The 24,277-nt window shown below is 34.5% G+C and carries 26 protein-coding genes; 23 read left to right on the forward strand and 3 right to left on the reverse strand.

Annotated elements, in window-relative coordinates:
* Positions 1–8: 8 nt before the first annotated feature.
* From AC3B7A_RS08510 to rbsK, 13 genes are all read left to right on the forward strand, one after another.
* Entirely contained in the window at positions 9–1,418 is a 1,410-nt protein-coding gene (locus AC3B7A_RS08510) for a S41 family peptidase (RefSeq protein ID WP_489755672.1), read from the forward strand.
* 1 nt (position 1,419) lies between these two features.
* On the forward strand, positions 1,420–2,268 hold the full coding sequence (ylqF, locus tag AC3B7A_RS08515) for a ribosome biogenesis GTPase YlqF (protein ID WP_489755673.1): 849 nt from the start codon (positions 1,420–1,422) through the stop codon (positions 2,266–2,268).
* Positions 2,261–3,037 (forward strand): ribonuclease HII, encoded by a 777-nt coding sequence (gene rnhB, locus AC3B7A_RS08520; protein ID WP_489755674.1) that lies wholly within the window; start codon positions 2,261–2,263, stop codon positions 3,035–3,037. The genes ylqF and rnhB overlap by 8 nt, the downstream gene beginning before the upstream one ends.
* Positions 3,038–3,064: 27 nt before the next feature.
* Complete coding sequence (gene dprA, locus AC3B7A_RS08525) at positions 3,065–3,898, forward strand: DNA-processing protein DprA (protein ID WP_489755675.1); 834 nt, start codon at positions 3,065–3,067, stop codon at positions 3,896–3,898.
* Positions 3,899–3,972: 74 nt separating this feature from the next.
* Positions 3,973–6,084 carry a type I DNA topoisomerase gene (gene topA / locus AC3B7A_RS08530; RefSeq protein WP_489755676.1) on the forward strand — a complete coding sequence of 704 codons (2,112 nt, stop codon included), beginning with the start codon at positions 3,973–3,975 and terminating at the stop codon, positions 6,082–6,084.
* A gap of 96 nt (positions 6,085–6,180) precedes the next feature.
* Positions 6,181–6,705: an ATP-dependent protease subunit HslV gene (gene hslV, locus AC3B7A_RS08535; protein WP_489755677.1), complete on the forward strand. Its 525-nt coding sequence runs from the start codon at positions 6,181–6,183 to the stop codon at positions 6,703–6,705.
* A 9-nt stretch (positions 6,706–6,714) separates the two neighbouring features.
* Entirely contained in the window at positions 6,715–8,121 is a 1,407-nt protein-coding gene (gene hslU, locus AC3B7A_RS08540; protein ID WP_489755678.1) for an ATP-dependent protease ATPase subunit HslU, read from the forward strand.
* Between the two features lie 19 nt (positions 8,122–8,140).
* Positions 8,141–8,998 (forward strand): aldose 1-epimerase family protein, encoded by an 858-nt coding sequence (locus tag AC3B7A_RS08545; protein ID WP_489755679.1) that lies wholly within the window; start codon positions 8,141–8,143, stop codon positions 8,996–8,998.
* Positions 8,999–9,106: 108 nt separating this feature from the next.
* Entirely contained in the window at positions 9,107–9,553 is a 447-nt protein-coding gene (locus tag AC3B7A_RS08550) for a RusA family crossover junction endodeoxyribonuclease (RefSeq protein WP_489755680.1), read from the forward strand.
* Complete coding sequence (locus AC3B7A_RS08555) at positions 9,543–10,217, forward strand: hypothetical protein (RefSeq protein WP_489755681.1); 675 nt, start codon at positions 9,543–9,545, stop codon at positions 10,215–10,217. The genes AC3B7A_RS08550 and AC3B7A_RS08555 overlap by 11 nt, the downstream gene beginning before the upstream one ends.
* A 183-nt stretch (positions 10,218–10,400) precedes the next feature.
* Entirely contained in the window at positions 10,401–10,766 is a 366-nt protein-coding gene (locus AC3B7A_RS08560) for a hypothetical protein (RefSeq protein ID WP_489755682.1), read from the forward strand.
* A 209-nt stretch (positions 10,767–10,975) separates the two neighbouring features.
* Complete coding sequence (locus AC3B7A_RS08565) at positions 10,976–11,806, forward strand: exodeoxyribonuclease III (RefSeq protein WP_489755683.1); 831 nt, start codon at positions 10,976–10,978, stop codon at positions 11,804–11,806.
* Positions 11,807–12,270: 464 nt separating this feature from the next.
* On the forward strand, positions 12,271–13,185 hold the full coding sequence (gene rbsK / locus AC3B7A_RS08570; RefSeq protein ID WP_489755684.1) for a ribokinase: 915 nt from the start codon (positions 12,271–12,273) through the stop codon (positions 13,183–13,185).
* A 21-nt stretch (positions 13,186–13,206) separates the two neighbouring features.
* On the opposite strand, the gene AC3B7A_RS08575 is transcribed toward rbsK, so the two are convergent.
* On the reverse strand, positions 13,207–13,704 hold the full coding sequence (locus tag AC3B7A_RS08575; protein ID WP_489755685.1) for a hypothetical protein: 498 nt from the start codon (positions 13,702–13,704) through the stop codon (positions 13,207–13,209).
* A 580-nt stretch (positions 13,705–14,284) separates the two neighbouring features.
* Here AC3B7A_RS08575 and AC3B7A_RS08580 point away from each other — a divergent pair.
* Complete coding sequence (locus tag AC3B7A_RS08580; RefSeq protein ID WP_489755686.1) at positions 14,285–14,758, forward strand: S-ribosylhomocysteine lyase; 474 nt, start codon at positions 14,285–14,287, stop codon at positions 14,756–14,758.
* A 376-nt stretch (positions 14,759–15,134) separates the two neighbouring features.
* Here the strand turns inward: AC3B7A_RS08580 and AC3B7A_RS08585 are convergent, their stop codons facing one another.
* A complete protein-coding gene (locus tag AC3B7A_RS08585) occupies positions 15,135–15,785 on the reverse strand; it encodes a LexA family protein (protein WP_489755687.1) in 651 nt (216 codons plus the stop codon).
* 126 nt (positions 15,786–15,911) lie between these two features.
* Between AC3B7A_RS08585 and AC3B7A_RS08590 the strand changes: the two genes are divergently transcribed.
* Both AC3B7A_RS08590 and AC3B7A_RS08595 read left to right on the forward strand, forming a co-directional pair.
* Positions 15,912–16,316: a helix-turn-helix transcriptional regulator gene (locus tag AC3B7A_RS08590; protein WP_489755688.1), complete on the forward strand. Its 405-nt coding sequence runs from the start codon at positions 15,912–15,914 to the stop codon at positions 16,314–16,316.
* A 334-nt stretch (positions 16,317–16,650) separates the two neighbouring features.
* On the forward strand, positions 16,651–18,168 hold the full coding sequence (locus AC3B7A_RS08595; protein WP_489755689.1) for a glycosyltransferase family protein: 1,518 nt from the start codon (positions 16,651–16,653) through the stop codon (positions 18,166–18,168).
* Here the strand turns inward: AC3B7A_RS08595 and AC3B7A_RS08600 are convergent.
* Positions 18,132–18,632, reverse strand: coding sequence for a YbaK/EbsC family protein (locus AC3B7A_RS08600; protein WP_489755690.1), 501 nt, complete (start codon positions 18,630–18,632; stop codon positions 18,132–18,134). The two genes, AC3B7A_RS08595 and AC3B7A_RS08600, sit on opposite strands and share 37 nt — an antisense overlap.
* Before the next feature lie 78 nt (positions 18,633–18,710).
* Here AC3B7A_RS08600 and AC3B7A_RS08605 point away from each other — a divergent pair, with 78 nt between their 5' ends.
* From AC3B7A_RS08605 to AC3B7A_RS08635, 7 genes are read left to right on the forward strand one after another with little or no spacing between them, the layout of a single operon-like run.
* On the forward strand, positions 18,711–18,884 hold the full coding sequence (locus AC3B7A_RS08605; protein WP_489755691.1) for a hypothetical protein: 174 nt from the start codon (positions 18,711–18,713) through the stop codon (positions 18,882–18,884).
* The gene (prmA, locus tag AC3B7A_RS08610) at positions 18,881–19,741 is read left to right on the forward strand and encodes a 50S ribosomal protein L11 methyltransferase (protein WP_489755692.1); all 861 of its coding nucleotides are present in this window, start codon (positions 18,881–18,883) and stop codon (positions 19,739–19,741) included. The genes AC3B7A_RS08605 and prmA overlap by 4 nt, the downstream gene beginning before the upstream one ends.
* The gene (locus AC3B7A_RS08615; RefSeq protein ID WP_489755693.1) at positions 19,741–20,496 is read left to right on the forward strand and encodes an RsmE family RNA methyltransferase; all 756 of its coding nucleotides are present in this window, start codon (positions 19,741–19,743) and stop codon (positions 20,494–20,496) included. Before prmA ends, AC3B7A_RS08615 begins: the two co-directional genes overlap by 1 nt.
* A gap of 1 nt (position 20,497) precedes the next feature.
* Complete coding sequence (locus AC3B7A_RS08620; RefSeq protein ID WP_489755694.1) at positions 20,498–20,839, forward strand: hypothetical protein; 342 nt, start codon at positions 20,498–20,500, stop codon at positions 20,837–20,839.
* Positions 20,840–20,889: 50 nt separating this feature from the next.
* Positions 20,890–23,109 carry a RelA/SpoT family protein gene (locus AC3B7A_RS08625; protein WP_489755695.1) on the forward strand — a complete coding sequence of 740 codons (2,220 nt, stop codon included), beginning with the start codon at positions 20,890–20,892 and terminating at the stop codon, positions 23,107–23,109.
* A gap of 9 nt (positions 23,110–23,118) precedes the next feature.
* Positions 23,119–23,556 carry a D-aminoacyl-tRNA deacylase gene (gene dtd / locus AC3B7A_RS08630; RefSeq protein ID WP_489755696.1) on the forward strand — a complete coding sequence of 146 codons (438 nt, stop codon included), beginning with the start codon at positions 23,119–23,121 and terminating at the stop codon, positions 23,554–23,556.
* Positions 23,557–23,563: 7 nt separating this feature from the next.
* Positions 23,564–24,190 (forward strand): HAD-IA family hydrolase, encoded by a 627-nt coding sequence (locus tag AC3B7A_RS08635; RefSeq protein WP_489755697.1) that lies wholly within the window; start codon positions 23,564–23,566, stop codon positions 24,188–24,190.
* Positions 24,191–24,277 lie beyond the last annotated feature (87 nt).

Consider the following 24,277-nt stretch of genomic DNA (forward strand, 5'->3'; position numbering starts at 1 on the left):
TTTTTATTATGAAGAAGAAATTTACTTGGTCAACGGTAATCATTTCGATTATTGCTGGCGTAATAGTTGGTGTAGCTGGGACGTTTATCTTTTTAGCAGTTCAACTAAAGGCGCAAGGTAATACAGGTGATTTTAGTCAGGTTCAACAAGTTTATGACACAATTAATCAAAATTATTATCAAAAAGTGTCATCCAAAAAGTTAGTTAACGGCGCAATTAAGGGAATGGTTGGTGCCTTAGATGATCCATATTCGGAATTTATGGCCGATCAAGATCAAGATTCATTTAATAGTAATATTTCTGGCAAGATTTCCGGAATTGGTGCGACTATTGAACAGTCTAATTCAGGGATTCAGATTGTTTCTGCCATGCCTAAGTCACCAGCGGCCAAAGCAGGGTTAAAAGCTAAAGATATTATTACTAAAATTAATCAGCATTCGACTGCTAGAATGTCAGTTGATCAGGCATCACAGTTAACACGTGGTAAAGCTGGAACTAAGGTTCAACTGGAATTGAAACGTGGGGAACAGACTTTTACTAAAACTTTAGTACGTGCACCAATTCAAGTTGCAACGGTCATGAGTAAAATCGACGCTAAGCAAGGTAAAGTGGGCGAAATTACGATTACACAATTTTCAGAGCATACCGCCAGTGAATTAAAAAAACAAATTCAAAAAGTTCAGCGTCAAGGTGCTACTAAATTAGTAATTGATGTCCGGAATAATCCCGGTGGTGTGATGGAACAGGCCTTGAGCGCTTCTAGTATGTTTGTCAAAAACGGTAAAAAGTTGATGATTATGGATTCTAGAACTAATGGTAAAAAGACTTATCGGGCTAGTTCTAAGTACCTTAATGGTTATAAAGTAAAATTACCGACGGTTGTTTTAGTTGACCAAGGAACTGCGAGTGCAGCAGAAATTTTTGCCGCTGCTTTAAAACAATCAGCTAAGGTTCCAGTCATTGGTGAGAAGACTTTTGGTAAGGGTGTTGTTCAAACTTTGAGTCCACTGACTGCTAATTCGGAAATGAAAATTACGACTGCTAAATGGCTCACACCAAATGGTTCTTGGATTAATCACCGTGGTTTACAACCTAGCATTAAGGTTAAATATCCAGATTATTTGAATATTAAATCCTTTACTAATCAAAAAACGATTACACTGAATCAAACAAATGGTGATGTTAAAATTGCACAGCAAGTTCTGAAGGCTTTGGGTTATACGATTGAAGCAAACGGTCAATTAGACGAAACAACGCAACAGGCATTAAAAGCTTTTCAAGCACAACAAAACTTGACTGAGCAAAATGGTAATTTGGATGCAAAGACGCGCCAGACTTTGACCCAGCAACTATTGAAAAAGGCTCAGGGTAATGATCCAATGTTAAATCAAGCATTTAAGAAGCTGGAGGCTAAATAATATGACAATTCAATGGTACCCCGGTCATATGAATAAAGCCAAAAACCAAATTCAGGATCATTTAAAATTAGTAGATCTTGTTTTAGAAGTCCGTGATGCTCGCTTACCATATTCTTCAACTAATCCAATTTTAGAACAAATGATTCAGTCTAAACCTCGGCTGATCATTTTAAATAAAACAGATTTAGCAGATACTCAGATTACAAACAGTTTTATTAATTACTATCAAGCAAAACAACAATTGGCAATTGCTTTGGATTCTCAGCACACTCATAATTTACAAAGCGTTTTAACTGCGATTCAACAAGTAATGGCTTCTAAATTAAAAAAATATCAACAAAGTGGTGTGAAAAATTATACTATTCGCGCCATGTGTATAGGGATTCCGAATGCTGGAAAATCAACTTTATTAAATAAATTAGTTGGTAAAAAAGTTGCTGTGACGGGAAATCGACCAGGAGTCACTAAGAATCAAAATTGGTTAAAAACCAAAAATCATTTAGAATTGTTAGATACGCCAGGAGTTTTATGGCCTAAAATTACTGAAGAGCGAGTGGGTTATAATTTAGCTTTAACACAAGCAATTAGTGATAAAGTTGTTCCACAACAGGATTTGGCAATTTATGCGTTAGAATTTTGGCAACGACAATATTTTCAAAAATTGCAAGCAATTTACCATCTAAATGCCGAACAACAATTAATAACTGGAGCAGAATTATTAATTCAATTAACTAAAAAATGGGGTTATGATCAGGCTTATGATCAAGCAGCTATAAAAATTATTAACGATATTCGGCAAGGATTACTTGGTAAATACACATTAGATCGGGTGATTGATATTCATGACTAATTGGTCCAAGTGTACCATTCAACAAATTAAAAAATTAGCACCGCAGCTTTCAGCGACTGATTGGGATAATTTGTCCCAAGATTCAAGAAGTGGAGTGCAGCAACTGGTAGTTCAGCATCAAAAGCAATTAAAAAAACAGGCGGCTTTAATGCAAGCTTTTTTGCAACGAGAAAAATTTGAACAACCCTTTTGGCAGCGAGAACAATTAGTTGCCGGAATTGATGAAGTTGGACGTGGACCATTAGCAGGACCGGTAGTAGTTGCGGCGGTTATTTTGCCCCCAGATGTTGATTTAATTGAAATTAATGATTCCAAACAATTGAGTGATCAAAAACGTCATGAACTGTATAAACAAATTTTAGCAGAGGCCATTGACATAAGTGTTGCGCTTGGCAGTCCTCAGTTAATTGATCAAGAAAACATTTATCATGCAACCGAATTAACGATGGCTAAAGCTGTTGAAAATCTATTAGTTGTTCCAACGCATTTATTGGTTGATGCGATGCATATTCCGGTGCCAATTGAACAAACTAAACTGATAAAAGGTGATGCCCGTAGTGTTTCTATTGGCGCAGCAAGTATTGTGGCTAAAGTTTATCGAGATGAGTTGATGAAAAAGTATGATCAAACTTATCCTGGCTATGATTTGGCTCAAAATGCTGGTTATGGTACGAAAGCGCATTTGCTAGGATTAAAAAAACAAGGTCCTTGTCCGATTCATCGCCATTCTTTTGCACCAGTTAAAAAATATTTATCTTTTCATCCGTAATTTGATAAAAATTATGGAGATGATGATTTGAGTTTGCGTCAATTATTATATCGTTTATCAAAAACGCGCTGTGTTAGTAATAAAATTCTATTAAAAGTTTGTCAACTGAGCTTACAAGGTTACTCTCAACAACAATTATTAGACTTTGTCGAGCAACAGATAAATAGCAAAAAACGAACTTTATTTCACGAAAACTTACAACAGAATATTGGTCCTTTGATACCATTAATTACTTTTTTAGATTCTGCTTATCCCAAACAATTGCGAGAAATTTATGATCCGCCAGCGTTACTTTACTATCAAGGTAACTTAGCTTTATTAAAACAGCCTATTGTAGCTATCGTTGGTGCTAGGCAAAGTAGTTTTTATACACAAACAGTAGTTCATAGCTTAGTTCCTGCCTTAGTGAAAGCCGGAATAGTTACTGTTAGTGGTTTGGCTAAGGGAGCCGATGGTTGGTGTCATCAAATTACATTAGATAACGGTGGTCAAACGATTGCTGTGGTGGGTAATAGTGTGGATTATTGTTACCCAGCTGAAAATCGTAAATTACAAAAGTTGATTGCTCAACGAGGATTACTGCTATCAGAATATCCACCAACTACTAAACCCCAGCGTTATTTTTTTCCGCAGCGTAACCGCATCATTGCTGGATTATGTCAAAGTTTAGTAGTTACACAAGCTAAACATCACAGTGGAAGTTTAATTACTGCTAATCTTGCGCTCCAGGAAAATCGCAATGTTTGGGCAGCTCCTGGACCATTAGATAGTTCATTATCTCAAGGTTGTAATGAATTGATTGCAGCTGGGGCACGGCCCTATTTTGCACCACAAGATTTATTAACAGAATTAGGTTTTTGATAAAAAAGATTTGACAAATGGGAAATAACTGGCATATTATTTGAAGCGACTTGATTTAAGAAAGGAGCTTCGTGTTGGTTAGCTCAAAAACTATCAAACGCCGCCCAGCAAAAAAGAACTTGGTGATTGTTGAATCGCCGGCCAAAGCTAAGACAATTGAAAAGTATTTAGGTCGTAATTATAAAGTTTTAGCTAGTAAGGGTCATGTGCGTGATTTACCAAAAAGCAGGATGGGCGTTGATATCGAACATGATTATGAACCCACTTATATCTCAATTCGAGGTAAAGGGGATACAATTAAAGAATTAAAAAAAGAAGCCAAAAAAGCTAAGAAAGTTTATCTAGCAGCCGATCCAGATCGTGAAGGGGAAGCTATTGCTTGGCACGTTGCACATTTATTAAAATTGGATTTAGCAGATGACAACCGTGTAGTTTTTAATGAGATTACTAAAGATGCAGTTAAGGATGCTTTTAAGCACCCTCGAAATGTTAATATGGATCTAGTTGATGCTCAACAAGCACGGCGAATTTTAGATCGCTTAGTTGGTTATTCAATTAGCCCTATTTTATGGCAAAAAGTTAAAAAGGGCTTAAGTGCTGGTCGGGTTCAATCAGTTGCTTTGAAATTGGTGATTGATCGTGAAAAGGCAATTCGCAATTTCAAACCAGAAGAATATTGGACCATCCCAAGTATTTTTCAAGCTGGTCGCTTAAAAAAGAATCAATTTGCGGCTAATTTCTATGGTGTTAATCATAAAAAGCTCGCGTTACATTCACAAGCTGATGTTCAAGCTATTTTACAAAAAATTGATCGTCAGCAAGAATTTGATGTCACTAAGGTTCAGAAAAAAGAACGGAAACGTTATCCTGCACCACCATTTACAACAAGTTCTCTGCAGCAAGAGGCCAACCGAAAGTTAAACTTTAAAACGCGGAAAACGATGATGTTAGCACAACAGCTGTATGAAGGAATTAACTTGGGTTCTCGTCAGGGGAGTGTCGGTCTCATAACTTATATGCGAACGGATTCCACGCGAATCGCTAGTGTAGCTAAGCATGAAGCTTCACAATTTCTACAAAAAGAATACGGCGAGCAATATGCAGCGACTAAAGTCCATGCCACTAAAAATCCAGAAGGAGCTCAAGATGCTCATGAGGCAATTCGGCCAACGTCTGTTTTACGGACACCCAAATCTGTGGCAAAAGTTTTAACACGGGATCAATTGCGCTTGTACACTTTGATCTGGAATCGATTTATGGCTAGTGAAATGACCCCAGCTGTTTTAGATACCATGACCGTGACAGTTGAACAAAACAATGTTCAATTTCGGGCTAATGGTTCTAAAATTAAATTTGATGGTTTTTTAAAACTTTATAAAGATGATCAGAAAACTAAGGATAATTTGTTGCCAGACTTGAAGGAAGGGCAAAATGTGAAGTTGATTTCCACTAATCCTGAACAACATTTTACCCAACCACCAGCGCGTTTTAGTGAGGCTACTTTAGTTAAAACTTTGGAAGAAAATGGTGTTGGTCGACCATCCACCTATGCTCCCACAATTGATACCATTCAACGTCGTTACTATGTTAAATTAAATGGTAAAAGTTTTGAACCTACCGAGCTAGGTGAAATTGTCGATGATTTGATTGAACAATATTTTCCGGATATTGTAAATGTTGATTTTACTGCTAATTTAGAAAATGAGCTCGACGGAATTGAAGAAGGAAAAGAAGATTGGACTCGAGTAGTTGACGAGTACTATCAACCTTTTTCTAAAGAGTTAAAAGCGGCTGATGAAAAAATTGAAAAATTACAAATTAAAGATGAACCGGCTGGTATGAATTGCGATATTTGTGGCGCTCCGATGGTAATCAAACTCGGACGTTATGGTAAATTTATTGCATGCAGTCGTTTTCCAGATTGCCGTAATACAAAAGCAATCATTAAAGAAATTGGTGTGACCTGTCCTAAATGCCAAAAAGGTCAAGTGGTAGAACGTAAGTCTAAGAAAAACCGGATCTTTTATGGTTGTTCTCGTTATCCTGATTGTGAATTTGTTGATTGGAATAAGCCGATAGGCCGAGCTTGTCCTAAAGATGATCACTATTTGGTGGAAAAAAAGGTTAAAGGTGGGCGGCAAGTCATTTGTCCTAATGGGGATTATCAAGAAGAAGTGCAAAAATAAGAAATTAGCGCCAATGTTTATCTCTATGGTATGATAGAGTAAACATTGGTATTTTTTTAAATTTAATTTAATGATAAATAATAATCGAGGTAAGTTATGACAACAATTTGTGCAGTTAGACATCAAAACCAGATTGCGATTGCTGGTGATGGTCAAGTAACCGCAGGTGAAAAGACGATTATGAAAGCTTCAGCACATAAAGTACGGCGAATTTTTAATGATCAAGTGATTATCGGTTTTGCAGGTGGTGTAGCCGATGCTTTTACTTTAGAGGATTGGTTTGAAAAAAAATTACAGAGTTATGCAGGCAATTTAAAACGCGCAGCTGTGGAATTGGCTCAAGATTGGCGCAAAGATCCAACTTTACAAAAATTAGAGGCAATGATGATTGCCTTTAATCAAGAAGATCTTTTATTGATTTCTGGCAACGGCGAGGTCATTGAACCAGATGAAGATGTAATTGCTATTGGCTCTGGTGGTAATTTTGCACAGGCTGCTGCCATTGCAATGATTCGTCATAGTCCTGAGATGAGTTCTTCGCAAATAGCCAAGGAAGCCATTAATATTGCTTCTGATATTGATATTTTTACAAATAAAAGTATTTTAACGGATCAAATTTAGGAGAAATAAATGACAGAACAAATGACACCAAAGCAAATTGTAACGGCATTGGATAAGTATATTGTTGGGCAGGATCAAGCTAAGAAATCTGTAGCCATTGCTTTATATAATCGTTATCGACGAATGCAATTATCCAAAGCGATGCAAAAGGATATTACACCAAAAAATTTGCTAATGATTGGGCCAACAGGTGTTGGAAAAACTGAAATTGCGCGTCGTTTAGCAGATGTAGTGCAGGCACCTTTTGTAAAAGTTGAAGCAACAAAGTTTACTGAAGTTGGATATGTTGGGCGAGATGTGGAATCAATGATTCGAGATTTAGTGGACGTAGCAGTAAAAATGGAAGAAAAAACTAAATATCAAGAAGTCCGAGCACAGGCTAGTCGACAGGCAGATAAAATTTTAGTTAAATTACTGGTACCAGCCAAAAAAGTTCAACAGCCAGCGATGAATAATTTTCAAGACTTAATGTCAGCTTTTAATTCCATGAGTCGTGGTGAAAATCCAATGGCTAGTAATGATAGCGAGGAACTGACTGATGAAATTCGTAATCAACGTTTAAGTGTTAAAGAGCAATTAGATCGTGGATTGTTGGAAGATCAAGAAGTCACAATTGAAGTCGCTGAGAGCAAAAAAGTGAATCCCATGAATGACATGATGGGCCAGATGGGGATTGACTTGAATAGTGCCATGGATTCCTTGATTCCTAAGAAAAAAATTAAGCGAACCCTACCTGTTAGTCAAGCACGCGAGATTTTAATTGAACAAGAATCAGCAAAATTAGTCGATTCTGATGTGATTTATCAAGCTGCTATTAAACGTGCAGAAAATGATGGCATTGTCTTTATTGATGAAATTGACAAAATTGCTGCGGGAAACAAAAAAAGTTCTGGTGAGGTGTCACGTGAAGGTGTGCAACGGGATATTTTACCAATTGTTGAAGGATCTAGCGTGAATACTAAATACGGTAGTGTACAAACTGACCATATTTTATTTATTGGTTCAGGAGCATTTGCCGAAAGTAAGCCGAGTGATTTAATTGCTGAATTACAAGGGCGTTTCCCCATTCGTGTAGAATTAAATGATTTAACGCAAGCAGATTTTATTAGAATTTTGACAGCCCCTGATAATGCTTTGATTAAGCAATATATTGCTTTAGTAGGAAGTGACGGGATTAAGCTAACTTTTACACAAGAAGCAATTGAAACTATTGCTAAAATAGCTTATCAAGTTAATCATGATAGTCAAAATATTGGTGCTCGCCGCTTAGCAACTATTCTAGAAACAGTTTTGGCAGATATTATGTATGAAGCCCCTGATATGCAAATGGGTGAAATTATGATTACTCAAGATTATGTGGAACAAAAAGTTGGTAAAATTGCAAATGATAGTGATTTATCAAAATACATTTTATAAATGAAAGAAGATTTAGTGGATGACTGTTGTCACTTTACAAAATTCGAAGTTAACCGTTGAGATTGATAGCTTAGGTGCTCAGATTATTAGTGTTAAAGATCCTACTAATACTGAACGAATTTGGAGTGGTGATCCAGCAATTTGGAAGCGGCAGGCACCAATTTTATTTCCAATCGTTGGACGTTTGAAGAATGATTCTTATCAGTATCAAGGTCAAACTTATCACATGACCCAGCATGGATTTGCGCGTGATCAAGAATTTGAGATTATGACAAGGGAACCGGCTTTACTGGAATTGGGTTTGACTAGAAAAATGAGCGAGATAGAAAACTATCCCTTTAGTTTTTCATTATATATTAGCTACCAATTAGTTAGTGATCAAATTCAAGTCAGTTATAGTTTAAAAAATTTAGCTGCGAAACAAATGTATTTTTCCATAGGCGGTCATCCGGGCTTTATGTTTAATTATCAATCCCTAGGAGCCAAATTAGTCTTACAACATCCTGAACGTTTGCGGCAAATTACCTTTACAAGTGACAATTTGATTGATATTGATCAGACATGGGTACCACAAGCAATTATTCCTTTAAATAAGGAGAGTTTTGCTAAAGATGCTCTGGTATTTCATAGTCGTGGGCGCAATGCCTTTGAACTATGGACGAATAATACTTGGCAAGTCAGTGTGACAACGGATGCTCCTTATCTGGGTGTCTGGTCACCGTATCCTAAAACAGCTGATTTTGTTTGTTTAGAACCATGGTGGGGACTAGCAGATACAGTTAATAGTGATGGTCAAATTGAACATAAATTTGGTATTAATCTTTTGCAACCACAGCAAATTTTTAACGCAAGTTGGAGTGCTCGTTTTTATTATTGATTTTAATTAATTATTTTATAATGCTCTATAATAATTAGTTGTGTTGTCTAACTATTATGGAGCATTTAGTTTAGTTTGCTTTGTAATATTATAAAAGGATGTTAATTTATGAGTGAATGGCATGCGATTATTCCTTATCCACCTATGGCGACCCCGAGACCCCGTTTTAAACAGGTTAAAAGCAATAGTCAGGTTCATACTATTACTTATTATCCTAGTAACTATTTTGATTATATGCATGATGTGCAGCAGTATTTAATTGATCATAATTTATACAATGATGATTTTTATCAGACGGTTAATGCACCATTTGGCGTTTTGGCAGAAATTAGTTTTTATTTGGCGATTCCTAAAAATCAAAAACAAGTTAAGAGTTTGCTGAGAAAAACAGCGCCAGATATTGACAACTTACAAAAAGCCATTTTAGATAGTATTTTTAAGGGCTTAAAAGTTCGAGACAGTCGAATTGTTGGGATTAATGCCCTAAAATTAAATGAAAAAAATTATCCACGGACCGAAGTTAAGTTTGTAGGAATTGATAAAAATGATAAATAATAATGAGAAAATCTTACATTTACTGGATGGTTATCAAACATTAGAGCAACTGTTGCCAGCGTATTTAGTGAAACTACAAGAATGGCAAATGGCGCTTAATACAGAAAAGAAATTAGTTCGACGGTTAAGTACATTATTGGAGCGTTTGGAACAAAAAGTTTCTCAGAAATTGGAAGGACAAGCTTTAAAATCAGCGCTCAGACAAATACGATATTGGCAGAAGTTGGGATTAACTAGTTATTTACAATATCAAAGATTAACCCAACGTGCTAAACAAAAATTATTGTTACAGATTTTAAAGTGGGAGTACAGCATTTATTTGGAACAAAGTTTGTCTCAAGTTATTCAACAGCTGCAACTAATTCAAGTTCAGCCTAGACCAGATGCTATTGATATTGTTAACACTATTCATCAAATTCGTCATCGAAAGTTTTATATTAGGCGTGGTTATAGTGTATTACCTTACGTTCAAGCGGTTTATCAAGCTTTAACGCGGTTAAGACGGGCGTTGGTTAAACCTGCACAGTATATTGGTTGTAAAAATGCTTGGGAAAATTATGTTTTACAGATCCGTAAATTAAAACAATATTATCACCAACATTATGTTCAAGCTGGTGGAAAATCGGCAAATTATCATGGGCATTATGCCAATGAGCACCATTAAAATGACTAGGTATTGAAATCTCTAAATTTTAGAAGGTCTTTATTCTTATTGAAAAAATTATTTTGATTAGAATTGAGATTTGGTTCTTGTTTCTCTTAATCTGAAGTTTTATACTAGATTTTGTGTCTGATTAGCATGGATTATTAGACCGAGTGATATCATCTTTAGGGGGATAATGTAATCATGGAAGTGGGTTCAATATCTGAATGGTTAACTGCAATATCTGAATTTTTAGCAGTCTGTGTAGCTTTATTATTACCATATTATAATGAGCGGAGAAATAATAAGAGAAAGTGTCGCAATATTTGCTTGGGAATTAAGCGTATGGCTAATCAGGCTTTAAATGATGAGCAAGATTCTTTAAAAACTTTAGAATTATTTTTGACTATTTCTTTTATCAGCAATGATGATGCTAAGATTGAAAAAGTATTGTTATTAGGTCAACAAATCCTTTATGAATTAAAAGAATTGCCAGATAAACAGGCTGATGGTTACCAAAAGCAAGTAGCAAAAATTAAACAATTAGTAGCAGAAATTCCTAGTAAATAGCGAAAAGCGTTAGAACAAGTGATAGTTGTTCAACGCTTTTTATTTTGATATAGAGATAAAGTTTTTAGTATCATTAATTAGAATACAGGTTATTGCTAGGTAAATTTTTGTTCTTAGTTCAGTTGTTGGTTTGAGCTGCAGTCAATTTGAATATTAATTGATTTTAGAAAACGTTATAATAAAGACAGAACGATAAGGATGGTAAAATTATGGAATTTATATCTTGGAATATTGACAGTATTAATGCAGTGGTTGAACATAAATCAAAGCGAGGGATTATGACATGGGAGGTTTTACAACAAATAGCTGCTATGAAACCTATGGTTTTAGCTATTCAAGAAACTAAATTACGTCCGCAAGGTTTAACACCGAAGCAAAAAAAAGTATTAGAGCAATTATTTCCTAATTACTATATTTATACTAGCTCTAGTCAAGTTAGAGTTAGCTATGCTGGAACTATGATGTTAAGTCAAATTGAGCCACAAACTGTCTTATATCCTCAAATTGGAGCTCCTGGTGAGATGGATAAAGAAGGTCGAATTATCACATTGGAATTTGAACATAGTTTTGTATCAACGGTTTATACACCTAATTCTGGTAGTGATTTGCAACGATTACCCGCTCGACAAGTTTGGGACGATAAGTACCGCTCTTATCTTAGTCAATTAGCAACCAAAAAGTCGGTTATTGCTTCTGGTGATTATAATGTTGCTCATGAAAATATTGATTTAAAAAATCCACAAGCAAATCACCATCATGCCGGCTTTACTAATGAAGAACGTTCTCATTTCACCCAATTATTAAAGGTTGGCTTTATTGATACTTTTCGATATTTGAATCCACAAAAACAGGATGTTTATACATGGTGGGCACAGATTTCTAAAACTTCTAAAATCAATAATTCTGGTTGGCGAATAGATTACTACTTAACTTCAGCAGATTTAAAAACTAAATTAGCTGACTTTAAAGTCTTAGATACGGGTCAACGACAGGATCATGCTCCTATTGAGCTGGTAATGAAGTCTGATTTTGAATTATAGTACAAGAAACTTTATTGTTTTAATTTTTTCTCATTCATACTGTCATACTGATAGAAAGAACTTTGCTCTTATGTAAGTTTAAATAATAATTAAGTGCAATAAAAAAGACTAGGAGTTAACCTAGTCTGTTAATGAGCTATTTAAAAATGTTAAAGAAACCACTAACATTTTGTAAAATACCAGAACTCATTTGCAAAGCACTTTGTACGATATCAATCCATGACATATATTTCACCTTCTTTTTTATTGATGAAATGATTATAACATAAAAAATAAATTAATCTATCTTTTGTTGTCAAAATTTAATGTTAATATACGTTCGACTTTTAAATAAAAAATATAATTTTTATTAGTTTTATATTATTAATTAAAATGAATTAGCTTTTTGATGTTATAGTATAAGATATTGAAATTATTATAGTGGTTTTTGATTAAGTGATTAGTTTAGAAAGAAAGTGAATCGTATGAATACAATTACAGTTGTTGGTAGTATTAATTTAGATATTAACTTACGCGTTGAACATTTAGTTCGACCTGGTGAAACCATCCATGCTAAAGAACATTATAGTGCTGGTGGTGGCAAGGGCGCTAATCAAGCAGTTGCTGCTCAAAGAGCAGGTAGCTCAACTAATTTTATTGGAGCAGTTGGCTCTGATGCTTCGGGACGATTATTAAAACAACAGTTGCAAGATGAAGGCATTAATGTAATCGGAGTTAAAGTTATTGACGATGAGGCGACGGGACAAGCTTTTGTTTTTGTTGATGATGCTGGAGAAAATAGTATTACTATTTATTCAGGAGCCAATTTTGCTTTTGGCATCTCTGACATTGATCGCTATCAAGCTCTAATTAAACAAAGTGATTTTGTAGTAGCACAATTAGAAACGTCAACCAAAACCACAACGGAAGCTTTTAAAATAGCACACGCTAATCAAGTGAAAACCATCTTGAATCCCGCGCCAGCAGTAACAAACTTAAATTCTGAACTGTTAGGTTTAAGTGACATTATTATTCCCAATGAAACTGAAGCGCAAACTTTGACGGGGATTGAAGTTATTGATCAATTATCTGCTAAAAAGGCAGCTTCAATATTACATCAATTAGGAATACCAATAGTTATTATTACTTTAGGTAGTCAGGGCGCTTTTTTAGACGATGGTGATCAAGCAGTTTTGATCCCAGCTTTAAAAGTCAAAGCAGTTGACACTACTGCAGCTGGCGATACTTTTATTGGGGCTTTCAGCAGTGTTTTAAAAGCAGATTTATCTAACTTAAAAGAAGCAATCCTGTTTGGCAATCAAGCATCTTCCTTAACGGTACAGCGCTATGGTGCGCAACCTTCTATTCCTTATCAAAAGGAAATTTTAAAGTTAAGTTAAATATGTGAATAAAAGTACTGATTATTTAGTAGTCGGATGAAATTTAGCAACTTCTTGTAAGTACTGTTGAGCTTTGGATAGTTTGGCATTGCCAGAACTAATATTCAAAGCTTGTCGTACTTTATTATCGGCTGTTTGATATGTTTTTTGGTAAGTTTTTATTTGCTTAAAGTTATTTTGTTTGTAACAATTGTTAATTTGACTTAAACTTTGAATCATTTGCAGGAGGTTATTCTTAGCAGCTTGATTGAAGGCCTTCTTTTGGAGACGGTTCTGATCTTTGTTAAATTGCTTTTGCGCAGTTTCAGTAGCGGATTTGGTTTCTAATTTATTGTCCCGAACACTGTTAGCGTAACTATTAATAATATTTGCGTATTGATTATTTAAATTATTGTAAATAGTAATTAATTCTTGATTATTAATTACGTCACTAGTTTGTTTGGGAGAACTGGTTGCTTTTTGGCAACCACTTAAAATTAAAGCAGTTATTATACTAAAGAGAATTGTTAATTTTTTCATTGAACTTACCTCGAATTAGATTTTACCTTAATCATACTATCATCTGTAAAATTTTAAAAATTAATCTATTAACTAATGTAATTCTAAACAACTAAAAAAGCTGGGACAAAAGTTGTTTAATAGGTGCAAACCATTGACTTTTGGAATGCAATATTGGATCAATGTTCGTTTGATTTATGATAAAATACGAACATTCATCTTGTTGTCCCAACCTCCCTGCTAATGTTAAATGTGTGTAAAAAGTACTTTTTAGTGCTTGACTAATTGAAAGATTAAAAAAATTAGTAGGATGGGCCAAACTAACCAAATTAAATGAATAAACGAAGCAACGATTGCTAATAAAATTAATATTGGTAGAAAAAACAATTTGACAGAGAACTTAAATATTTTCCAACTAATTAGAAATAACACGAATAGAATTAGAATAATCAACATTATTTAACTGCCTCCTTATCAAAACACTTAACAATCTGCAAGCAAATTATATGCTGAAACTGAACTTAAAAGCAAGCTGATTCTGTTAAATCAAATGAATAGTAGTACAATAATAAGGTAAAGATAAAATGAAAGAAGCGATATAATGGCAAAAGTAGAAAGTTTCACCTTGGATCATACAAAGGTTAAAGCACCGTATGTTCGTTTAATTAGTGAAGAACATGGGCCAAAGGGTGATATCATCAGTAATTATGATTTACGCTTAGTTCAACCTAATCAAAATGCGATTCCAACTGGTGGATTACACACAATTGAGCATTTATTGGCAGGATTGTTACGAGATCGTTTAACTGGTGTGATTGACTGTTCACCATTTGGTTGTCGAACAGGTTTTCATTTAATTGTTTGGGGGCAGCATTCAACAACGGAAGTTGCTCAAGCTTTAAAGTCTTCTTTAAAAGAAATTGCTGACCAGATTACGTGGGACGATGTTCAAGGAACTGATGTTTATAGTTGTGGCAATTACCGGGATCATTCCTTGTTTTCTGCTAAAGAATGGTGTCGCGCAATCTTAAATGAAGGTATCAGTGATCAACCATTTGAACGACACGTTATCTAAAATCTTGAGCTTGAGACAAAAAATGATTTTCATTAAAATAAACTATTTTGGATTAAAAATGTAAATCCATTAGTGCTCAACTGCTAAGGGACTTTGGTCTTAGCCTCTCAACTACAAGTTGTATTTGTAGAGGTAGGAATAACTCTGAGTTTAAAATCAATCTAACCTCCGAAGTTGGTGATAGCTTCGGGGGTTATTTTTGTGGCTTAGTTGTTTCAGACAATTGAAATTGATTGGGACTGCATTTGATTAATTATTGAGTGACATTAAACAGCAATTTTCTACTACAATTTTAGATCAGCAGTATATCAGTATTCAGTTAAATATAAGCTAGGTAAGCTAGCCAACACGAAGATTAAAAAATAAGTTTTTGACGTTAAAAATTGGTAATGCACAGGATTACCTTGCCAATAATTAGTGTCTCTGATAAAGCGTCAATTTTATAGGTTAAAGTCGGAAAATTTGGATTACTGGAATCGGGCATAAATTTAATCAAATTTTTCGATACATCGTAATGAAAACGTTTAACTGAAATTTCTTGATTGACTTCAAAAACAACTAAATCATCATTATGTAATTCAGATAGGCCGTCAACTTTATAAACACCAATCAAAGAGTTATTAGGAAGGACGCGATTCATTGATTCCCCATTGATGCGTAAAAAGATAACGTTTTTTTCGTTAGCGTATTTTCCCATAATATCATCGGGGAGACTGATCTTTTGAGCCTGAAAATTTGTAAAAGGATCTACAGATTGTGGTAAACCAGCAGAAATACCTTCAGGAAAATAATTATAAATATTAATTTTATCTTGAGGTTTTTTGTATTGGTTAAATAAGAATTGAGGCGAGACATTTAAAGCACGAGCATAGATTAAAATATCATCTTCACCTAAGGAACGTTTTTGATTTTCGTGATTAGAGATTGTGTTTTGATTAAAGCCAGTTTTTTGACTTAATTCATTTTGTGTTAAGTGATTTTGTAAACGTAATTGTTTGATAATCGGACCTAAAACATTTTTTTGCATGAGAATCACCCCTTGAGACAAATATATCACACTCAATAAATAACAAGCAAATAGGCAATCGCTTAAGAAAAGGTTGACGAAAATATATCAATGTGAGATATTATGCATTAGGGAGTGTAAACGATTATGGAAAAAGTAGATAAAAAAATTTTAAAAGAAATTTATTTGCAACCCAAAGTGAAATTACGTCATTTACGAGAAGAAAAGTTTATAACTACTGAGCAAATGGCTGGTTTAATTGGTTTGAAAAATCGGAGGCAGTATGAACTAAAAGAAAGCGGAAAAGCACCATTTCATGACTATGAGATGTTAATTATTTCGCATAATTTCCATGTGTCAATTGAAGACCTTTTCTATGAAGACATTAATGTTCCGCGCTATTTATTTGGCAATTCGTCAATTTATGCTTCACAAAAGATAACCATGGTTAATGGTTTGAATAATGTTCCGCAATTCTCACAATTGAACTTTTCTAAAAAAATTTTGGATGAGATGTGTTCGGTGAAAACTCCTAACAATTTAGATAATTAGAATTACATATTTACAAAGGAATACTCTAAAATTGAGACTTTAAGCACAATTATACCTGACGCTTAAAGTCTCTTTTGGGTTTAAAGCTAAATGGTGAGAGTTAAAATTAAAACACAAGCTTTAAGTAATTTTGTCCCAACAACATTGTAACATTTTCATAAAGATGACTAGATGCGTTCAGGTATGTTTAGGTGTATAATGTAATTCCTTGGCAGGGGCAATACTCAAAGGGATTCGAGGCTGATGGTCCAGCTGAGAATCTTTTTTATTTTTTTAGGCTAAATTAGTGCTTAGCTTCATTCTGATAAAGAACAATCATTAAAAGGGGAAAATAATGCTACTTGGACGACAAAAGTTTACAAAAATTTTGCAGTGGTTAACACTAGTTTTGCTAGTTGGCATGTTATTATCAGCGGTCATTTATTGGCCACAACGTTTACAAAGTAACAAAGCTTTATTAAGTTTTATAACATTAATTTTTTTATTGGTTTTGGGGATTATGGTTTATTACTGGCGAAAATTGGCTATTGGTCAGCAAATTAAGCTTAGTTGGTTAATATTTATTATTGGTGTTTTGTGGCAAATAATTTTAATTGTCGCATTAAGTGCTAATAATAATTGGGATCCCCAAAATACTTTAAACTCATTAACGGTTCGATCAACTTTGAAGAATGATTATGTCTTATATAATTATTTATCTTATTGTCCTAATAATTTGCTATTATTTTATTTTTATGCAGGCTTATCAGCTGTGGCTAATTTTTTGCATTTAAATTTGACTTGGACGTTGATTAATTATTTCAATGCCTTGGCCATTGATCTAGCAGTGCTAATTTTTTATTTAAGTTTAAAAAAATTAGTTGCTGCTTCTGTTTCGGCAAGCGGATTGATTGTCATGAGTCTCACCCTTGTTTTTAGTCCGTGGGTAATTATAACTTATACTGACACTTTATCGTTATTGACTACGGCTTTAGCAATTTTTGGTTTAATTAATGTAAAAACGGGGACTACTAAGCAAAAATATTTTTGGAGCGTGACAACTGGAATCGTTATTAGTTTGGGCTGGTATATGAAGGCCTCTAGCATTATTTTTGCATTAGCTGTTTTGCTCTTAATGTTTATTTTATTGTTCCCATTTAAAAAGCAAACTTGGTTCTTGATGATTACAGGATTACTGAGCTTTGGTCTTTGTTTTGTAACAATTAAGACAATTAATCAGAAACAACAGCTTTATCCGATTAATTCCCAATTAAAGCATCCTGTAACTTATTTTATGATGTTGGGGGCACGGAACCAGGGGGGCTGGAATCCTGATGATTTTAATAAAATTGTGGCTACTCAGGGCGAAAAAAATAAGCAGCAACTCGGCTGGCAAACTTATCGGCAACGCGTTCAAAAAATGGGGTTAAGTTATTCGACGTTTTTAGCAAAAAAATTTTACTATACTGTTCGTGATGGTTCTTGGGGTTGGGGTGAAAACTCGACGCCAACAGGTTTTTTAATTCAGTCGCGGCCACAAAATAAAACGTTTAGTGGTTATTTGCGAAGCTTTTATTATCCACTTGGGCGTCATGTTAATATTTTTTATGCCTTAGCTCAAGCTTGGTGGATTGTCCTTTTAATTTTGGCAATTTTCGCGGTTTGGAAGGTAAAGTGGGATCAACCCAACTTTATTCAAGCCAGTCTATATTTGACAATTATTGGGGGCATTTTGTATCTAATGTTATTTGAATCAGGAATGAGCCGTTATTTAATTCAATTTTTACCATTTTATTTGTTGACAATTATACTACCGGCTTTTTCAAAAACTCAAAATTATTCGGGATTGTCAACGGCAATTGAGGCAAAATGACCAGCAACTAAGTTAGCAATTTGGCAGGCATCGGCGGTAACAGAGCGGCCAATTTTACCGGCGGAAAATGTGATTTGGCGATCAGTTAAGGCTTTTTGGTCAAAGAAAATCGGATAGTTATGTTGCTCGCGAATCCCAACCGGACTGTTGGCTCCGTGTTCAAATCCGGAAGTTGTTTTTAATTTTTTGAGGGGCACCATGGCAACCTTTTTATTGCCTGAAGCTTTGGCCAACAGCTTATAGCTCAGGTGTTGATTAATCGGGATTACACCGACTAACGGTCCACTTTGATTACCCGTCAAGACCAAAGTTTTATAAACTTTTAAATCAGTCGTTTTTTGATCATTAATTTGTTGGACATCGCCAATTTGTTGAGTCTTAAAATTGACTGATTGATAAGCAATTTTGTGTTTATCTAAAATTTTTTCCACTAAAGTTTTGGATAAATGTGTTTTTTTCGACATAATATCATGTCTCCTTTCTAAAACTCCTATATAATATTAACATGATTACTATTCTAAAAAACAATGGGTGAGAATTTAATGTTTAAAAGTAAGAAATCAAGTAAAATTAATTTACGTGAACAAGATTTTTCAAACATCATAGCGCAAATTCGTCAAGATAAGGATAATCTGACGCAAGTCCAAGCGCAATTTAAACACTTGTCTAAAAGTTATTCTAATCTAGATCAAACAAAGGAAAAAACGAAGCAATGAATGAATTGGAATTTAATCAATTAATTATTAAGACGACAGTTAATTTGGATGTTATTAGTGCAGTTTTAATTCAACAGGGAATTTTAGGTATTGAAAATTTGCCCGACGATCAAGGCTTAACGATTTATTTGCCCAAAAAAGTTTTAACCCAACAATGGTGTAATAATTTAGTCCAAGTTTTATCTCAACGGGGAGTTGATCCTAAGCAGTATCAATTGCAAATTAAGCAAGATGTAGATTTACATTGGGGGAAATCTTGGCAAAAGTATTATCAGCCAGTCAATGTTACTCATTTTTTAAGAATTATTCCTGCTTGGAAAAATAATCTTCAGTTGACCAATCATGATATTTTGATGCAACCAGAAGAAGCCTTTGGAACTGGTGAACATCCAACAACTCAGCTCTGTTTACAGGCTTTGGAAATTTATATTCAAGACCAATCTTCGCTGATTGATGTGGGAACAGGAACTGGCATTTTAGCCATTGCAGCAGCTAAGTTAGGTGTCTCACGAATTTATGGCTATGATATCTCCCATTCAGCAGTAGAAGTAGCTCAGGCTAATTTTAATTTAAATCAACTAACTGCTACTTTTCAAGTTCGGCAAAATTCTTTGTTGACAGGTATTACGACGCAAGCAGAAATTATTGTGGCGAATATGTTGTTAGATCCTTTAACTGACTTAATCCCGCAATTAAATGAACATTTACTGTCAGCTGGGCTGGTTGTTGTTTCTGGTTTTTTAATTGAGAAGCTGGGAACTGTTAGAACTTTATTGGAGCAACAAAATTTTGTTATCTGTCAAGCAATGACTTTACAAGGTTGGGGTTGCTTAGTTGCTAGAAAGGAATCAAATTAATGCAACAAATCTTTTGGTCAGAGTCAATCGAATCGTCATTGACTACTTTAACTTTGGGGCAGCCCCATTATCAACATTTGATTAAGGTTTTACGTTATCAAATAGGTGCCAAATTTTGGTTGATTGATGAACAACAACAAACATTTTTAGCAACCATTAGTAAAATTGCTAAAAATGATTTTGAGGTTCACTTGCAACAACAATGGCGACAAACCACCGAGCTTTCGGTTCAGGTAACTTTAGCTTGTGCTTTATCTAAAAAAGATAAATTGGAATTAATTACACAGAAAGCGACAGAACTAGGGGTAACTAATTTGATTTTTTTCGCCTCCCGTTATTCAATTATGAAATGGAAAGCAGATACTCAAATTAAAAAATTAGCTCGACTACAAGAAATTGCCACCGCTGCCGCTGCTCAATCGCATCGTTTGCTAGTACCACAGATTAGTTATTGCAATAATCTGTCCGAATTATTAAATTATCAAGCAGATTATCGTTTAATTGCTTATGAAGAAGATGGTAAAAAAGGTGAAACTGCAAAATTGGTTCAGGCATTTCAAAATTTGCAGCCTCAGCAATCAATTATTTGTTTATTTGGTCCTGAAGGTGGTTTTAATATTGAAGAAATTACACAATTGTTGCACAATAACTATATTAGTTGTGGCTTAGGACCACGAATTTTAAGAGCTGAAACAGCACCATTGTATTTTTTAAGTGCGTTATCTTATCAAATTGAATTAAATAAGGAATGTTAATGTGAAAAAATTTATTATTAGAAATTGGCAGTCAAATTATTGTAAAGTGTTTTTATTAACTATTATCTTGACAATTACAATCCCTTTGATTGCTAGTACGTTTAAAGTAGGTAAATCTTGGCGAGTAGGGTTGATTTTTTTAGTCTTTAATTTACTTTTGTCTGTATTTTATGGTCGTTGGATCAAAGTTACGCAGCAGCCAAAGTGGACTTTTGGAATTTTTCCGGGAATGTTTTTAATTTTGGTATTAATTCATTATGTGACGAGTGTTTATACTTATTTACTAGTGCTTTTATATTTGTTAGTTGAGTATTTAACATTTTTAATTAGTTCGTCTAAATAATTGGAATAATGAATTTAATAAGGGTTTTAATATAAGGTGGTGTTGAAGTTTTGTCTAAGGAAAAGGTCTATACAGCGGATGAAGTTTTCGCGCTTTGTGCGACTTATATGAACGAACGACATGTCAGTTATATCAAAAAAGCTTATCAAATGGCAGCTTATGTTCATCAAGACCAAAAACGAGCTTCTGGTGAATTATATATTGTTCATCCGATTCAAGTGGCAGCCATTTTGGCCAATTTAAAAATGGATCCTGATACCGTTTCAGCAGGTTTTTTACACGATGTTGTCGAAGATACTAAAGTGGTTTCTGGTGACATTAGGGAATTATTTGGGACAGACGTAGCTAATATTGTAGAAGGTGTGACTAAAATTTCTAAGTATAAATATAAGTCACATCAAGAGTTATTAGCTGCCAACCATCGAAAAATGTTATTGGCTACAGCAAAAGATATGCGTGTCATCATGGTTAAATTGGCCGATCGTTTGCACAATATGCGTACCTTAAATTATTTACGCCCGGATAAACAACGACGAATTGCTAATGAAACTTTGGAAATTTACGCACCGTTAGCCGATCGGTTAGGAATTAGTACGATTAAGTGGGAATTAGAGGATTTATCATTACGTTATTTGAACCCGCAACAATATTATCGAATTGTTCATTTAATGAATTCTAAACGTACACAAAGAGAAGCATATATCAAACAAGCTGTTCAAGAAGTAAAAGCTAATATTGATCAATTACAAATTGATTATGATATTAGTGGACGAGCCAAACATATTTATTCTATTTACAAGAAAATGCAAGAAAAACACAAGCGCTTTGAAGAATTGTATGATTTGTTGGCAATTCGAATCATGGTTAATTCTGTCCGGGATTGTTATAGTGTTTTAGGTAATATTCACGCTAAATGGAAACCAATGCCAGGGCGGTTTAAGGACTATATCGCGGTACCAAAAGTTAACGGCTATCAATCCTTGCATACAACCGTGATTGGACCACAGGGTCGACCTTTAGAGGTGCAAATTCGAACGTATAAAATGCATGAGGTAGCAGAATATGGTGTAGCAGCACATTGGGCCTATAAGGAAGGTAAAAAATCTGCCATTTCCTTAGATCAAAACGATCATCAAATTGATGTTTTTCGTGAGATTATGGAAATTCAAGAAGAGACCACAAATGATGCTGATTTTATGCAGAGTGTTAAGGGAGATATTTTTAGTGATCGAGTTTATGTTTTTACTCCCAAAGGTGAAGTTCTTGAATTACCAAAGGGATCCATTCCTTTAGATTTTGCTTATCAAGTGCATACTGAAGTTGGAAATCATACCACAGGTGTCAAAGTTAATGGTAAGATGGTGCCTTTAAATTATAAATTACGTAATGGAGATATCGTCGAATTATTGACGCAAAGTAATGCGGCTCCTAGTCGTGATTGGGAAAATTTGGTTTATACTTCACGGGCGCGTAATAAAATTAAACGATACTTTAAAAGTGTTGATCGTCAGGATAATATTGACCAAGGTCGTAATAAGTTAGAACGCGAACTGTTGGAACGGGGCTTTGCACCAAAAAATTATTTAAACAAAAAAAGTTTATTGACTGCGGCTCAACGTTATAATTTTGAAACAGAAAATGAATTATTAGCAGCCGTTGGTTATGGCGAAATTTCTGTTATTGGTGTAGTTAATCGGTTGACTGAAGAGATACGAAAAAAAACTGAACAACAAAAACAAGCGGAATTAGAGCAGAAAATTTTAACGGAAACTCCCAATGAAACTGATGCGAACGTAGATCCACCTATTTTAGCAAATGAAACACAAGATCGAGAAGTTAATATTCAAGGTGCTGATAATCTTTTAATTCATATGGGAAAATGTTGTACCCCAATTCCAGGTGATCAGATTGTTGGTTATATCACCAAAGGTCGCGGCGTGACTATTCATCGCCAATCTTGTCCGAATATTGATTTAGAAGCATCCAATAATCGTTTAATTGAAGCCAGCTGGGGTAATGTACATGATCACCATTATAATGTTAAATTAGAGGTTTTTGGTTATAACCGTAACGGTTTATTAACCGATGTCTTACAAGTTGTTAATAAACATAGTGACTTGTTGTCTGGCGTCAATGGTCATGTGGATCAAGACCGAATGGCTCATGTAACTTTGTCTGTAAAAGTTCGCAATTTAGAACATTTAAAAAGTATTATTAATAAAATTAATAATGTGCAGGATGTTTATGATGTTCAACGGGTAATTAATTGAGGTTAAATTATGAAAGTAGTAGCTCAACGTGTTTTGGAAGCAAAAGTTAGTATTAATCAACAAATAGTTGGTCAGATCAAGCAGGGATTATTGTTGTTAGTTGGTTTTGGTCAAGATGATACCGCAGAGCAAGTTGAATATTTGGCATCTAAAATTTTGCATAGCCGTATATTTGCTGATGAATCCGGTAAGACTAATTTATCTGTTTTGGATATTCAGGGTGAGATCTTGTCTGTTTCTCAATTTACGCTTTATGCTAATACTAAAAAAGGAAACCGTCCGAGTTTTACGCAAGCCTTAAAGCCTGATTTAGCAGAACAATTTTATGAACGTTTCAATCAATTATTACAGCAAAGTGGTTTGAAAATTCAAACTGGTCAGTTTGGAGCAGATATGCAAGTTAAGTTAGTTAATGATGGACCGATGACAATTATTTATGAGAGGTAAGTTTTTAATGTTTCAGTATGCAATTTGGGATTATGATGGAACTTTGGCCGATACTTATGCGGGCATTTTACAAAGTTTGAAACAAACACTTCAACATTTTAATTACACGATTGATTCAGACGATGAATTATATCGGCAAATTAAACTTGGTTCTGTAACGCAAGTTTTACGCGCAGTCGCCTCGGATTTGCAATTAGATTTTTTAACTATCCAAAACTTTTATCAAACTTTGGATCATCAAGCTCAGCAAAAAGTCGCTTTGTACTCGAATGCTCAAGCAGTTTTACAAGCAGTCAAACAAGGCGGTGGACAGAACTTTTTGTTAACACATCGTGATGATTTAGTACGGCAACTATTAGAACAACAAGGAATAGCTAATTTATTTACTGACGTGATTACTTCTAGTCTAGATTTTGCCAGAAAACCTGATCCACAAGCACTTAACTACTTGATAACTAAGTATCAATTACCACTTTCTCAAACGGTGATGATTGGTGATCGGAGTTTAGATGTTCATGCAGGCCACAATGCTAAAATTGCCGGAATTTACTTTGATGTCGATAGTTTTCATGATAGTGCAGCAGCTGAATTTGTGGTTACCAATTTAAAGCAAATTATTCCCTTATTTGAGTAGGTTGACTGAATAAAGACCCTGAAAAACTCCCATTATAATAGTTTGATATAACTAAACAAACTGTTAAATTAATGGGAGTTTTTTTTA

The sequence above is a fragment of the Bombilactobacillus sp. ESL1202 genome (assembly GCF_058107125.1).

What these genes read in the sequence shown, in the direction of transcription:
- AC3B7A_RS08565 (WP_489755683.1), top strand. Translation starts at nt 10,976, where the DNA reads ATGGAATTTATATCTTGGAATATTGACAGTATTAATGCAGTGGTTGAA.
- rbsK (WP_489755684.1), top strand. Translation starts at nt 12,271, where the DNA reads ATGAATACAATTACAGTTGTTGGTAGTATTAATTTAGATATTAACTTA.
- AC3B7A_RS08600 (WP_489755690.1), bottom strand. Translation starts at nt 18,632, where the DNA reads ATGTCGAAAAAAACACATTTATCCAAAACTTTAGTGGAAAAAATTTTA.
- hslU (WP_489755678.1), top strand. Translation starts at nt 6,715, where the DNA reads ATGACAGAACAAATGACACCAAAGCAAATTGTAACGGCATTGGATAAG.
- hslV (WP_489755677.1), top strand. Translation starts at nt 6,181, where the DNA reads ATGACAACAATTTGTGCAGTTAGACATCAAAACCAGATTGCGATTGCT.
- AC3B7A_RS08550 (WP_489755680.1), top strand. Translation starts at nt 9,107, where the DNA reads ATGAGTGAATGGCATGCGATTATTCCTTATCCACCTATGGCGACCCCG.
- AC3B7A_RS08575 (WP_489755685.1), bottom strand. Translation starts at nt 13,704, where the DNA reads ATGAAAAAATTAACAATTCTCTTTAGTATAATAACTGCTTTAATTTTA.
- AC3B7A_RS08580 (WP_489755686.1), top strand. Translation starts at nt 14,285, where the DNA reads ATGGCAAAAGTAGAAAGTTTCACCTTGGATCATACAAAGGTTAAAGCA.
- AC3B7A_RS08615 (WP_489755693.1), top strand. Translation starts at nt 19,741, where the DNA reads ATGCAACAAATCTTTTGGTCAGAGTCAATCGAATCGTCATTGACTACT.
- AC3B7A_RS08510 (WP_489755672.1), top strand. Translation starts at nt 9, where the DNA reads ATGAAGAAGAAATTTACTTGGTCAACGGTAATCATTTCGATTATTGCT.
- AC3B7A_RS08590 (WP_489755688.1), top strand. Translation starts at nt 15,912, where the DNA reads ATGGAAAAAGTAGATAAAAAAATTTTAAAAGAAATTTATTTGCAACCC.
- AC3B7A_RS08635 (WP_489755697.1), top strand. Translation starts at nt 23,564, where the DNA reads ATGTTTCAGTATGCAATTTGGGATTATGATGGAACTTTGGCCGATACT.
- AC3B7A_RS08545 (WP_489755679.1), top strand. Translation starts at nt 8,141, where the DNA reads ATGACTGTTGTCACTTTACAAAATTCGAAGTTAACCGTTGAGATTGAT.
- AC3B7A_RS08555 (WP_489755681.1), top strand. Translation starts at nt 9,543, where the DNA reads ATGATAAATAATAATGAGAAAATCTTACATTTACTGGATGGTTATCAA.
- prmA (WP_489755692.1), top strand. Translation starts at nt 18,881, where the DNA reads ATGAATGAATTGGAATTTAATCAATTAATTATTAAGACGACAGTTAAT.
- AC3B7A_RS08595 (WP_489755689.1), top strand. Translation starts at nt 16,651, where the DNA reads ATGCTACTTGGACGACAAAAGTTTACAAAAATTTTGCAGTGGTTAACA.
- AC3B7A_RS08560 (WP_489755682.1), top strand. Translation starts at nt 10,401, where the DNA reads ATGGAAGTGGGTTCAATATCTGAATGGTTAACTGCAATATCTGAATTT.
- AC3B7A_RS08605 (WP_489755691.1), top strand. Translation starts at nt 18,711, where the DNA reads ATGTTTAAAAGTAAGAAATCAAGTAAAATTAATTTACGTGAACAAGAT.
- dtd (WP_489755696.1), top strand. Translation starts at nt 23,119, where the DNA reads ATGAAAGTAGTAGCTCAACGTGTTTTGGAAGCAAAAGTTAGTATTAAT.
- ylqF (WP_489755673.1), top strand. Translation starts at nt 1,420, where the DNA reads ATGACAATTCAATGGTACCCCGGTCATATGAATAAAGCCAAAAACCAA.
- AC3B7A_RS08585 (WP_489755687.1), bottom strand. Translation starts at nt 15,785, where the DNA reads ATGCAAAAAAATGTTTTAGGTCCGATTATCAAACAATTACGTTTACAA.
- rnhB (WP_489755674.1), top strand. Translation starts at nt 2,261, where the DNA reads ATGACTAATTGGTCCAAGTGTACCATTCAACAAATTAAAAAATTAGCA.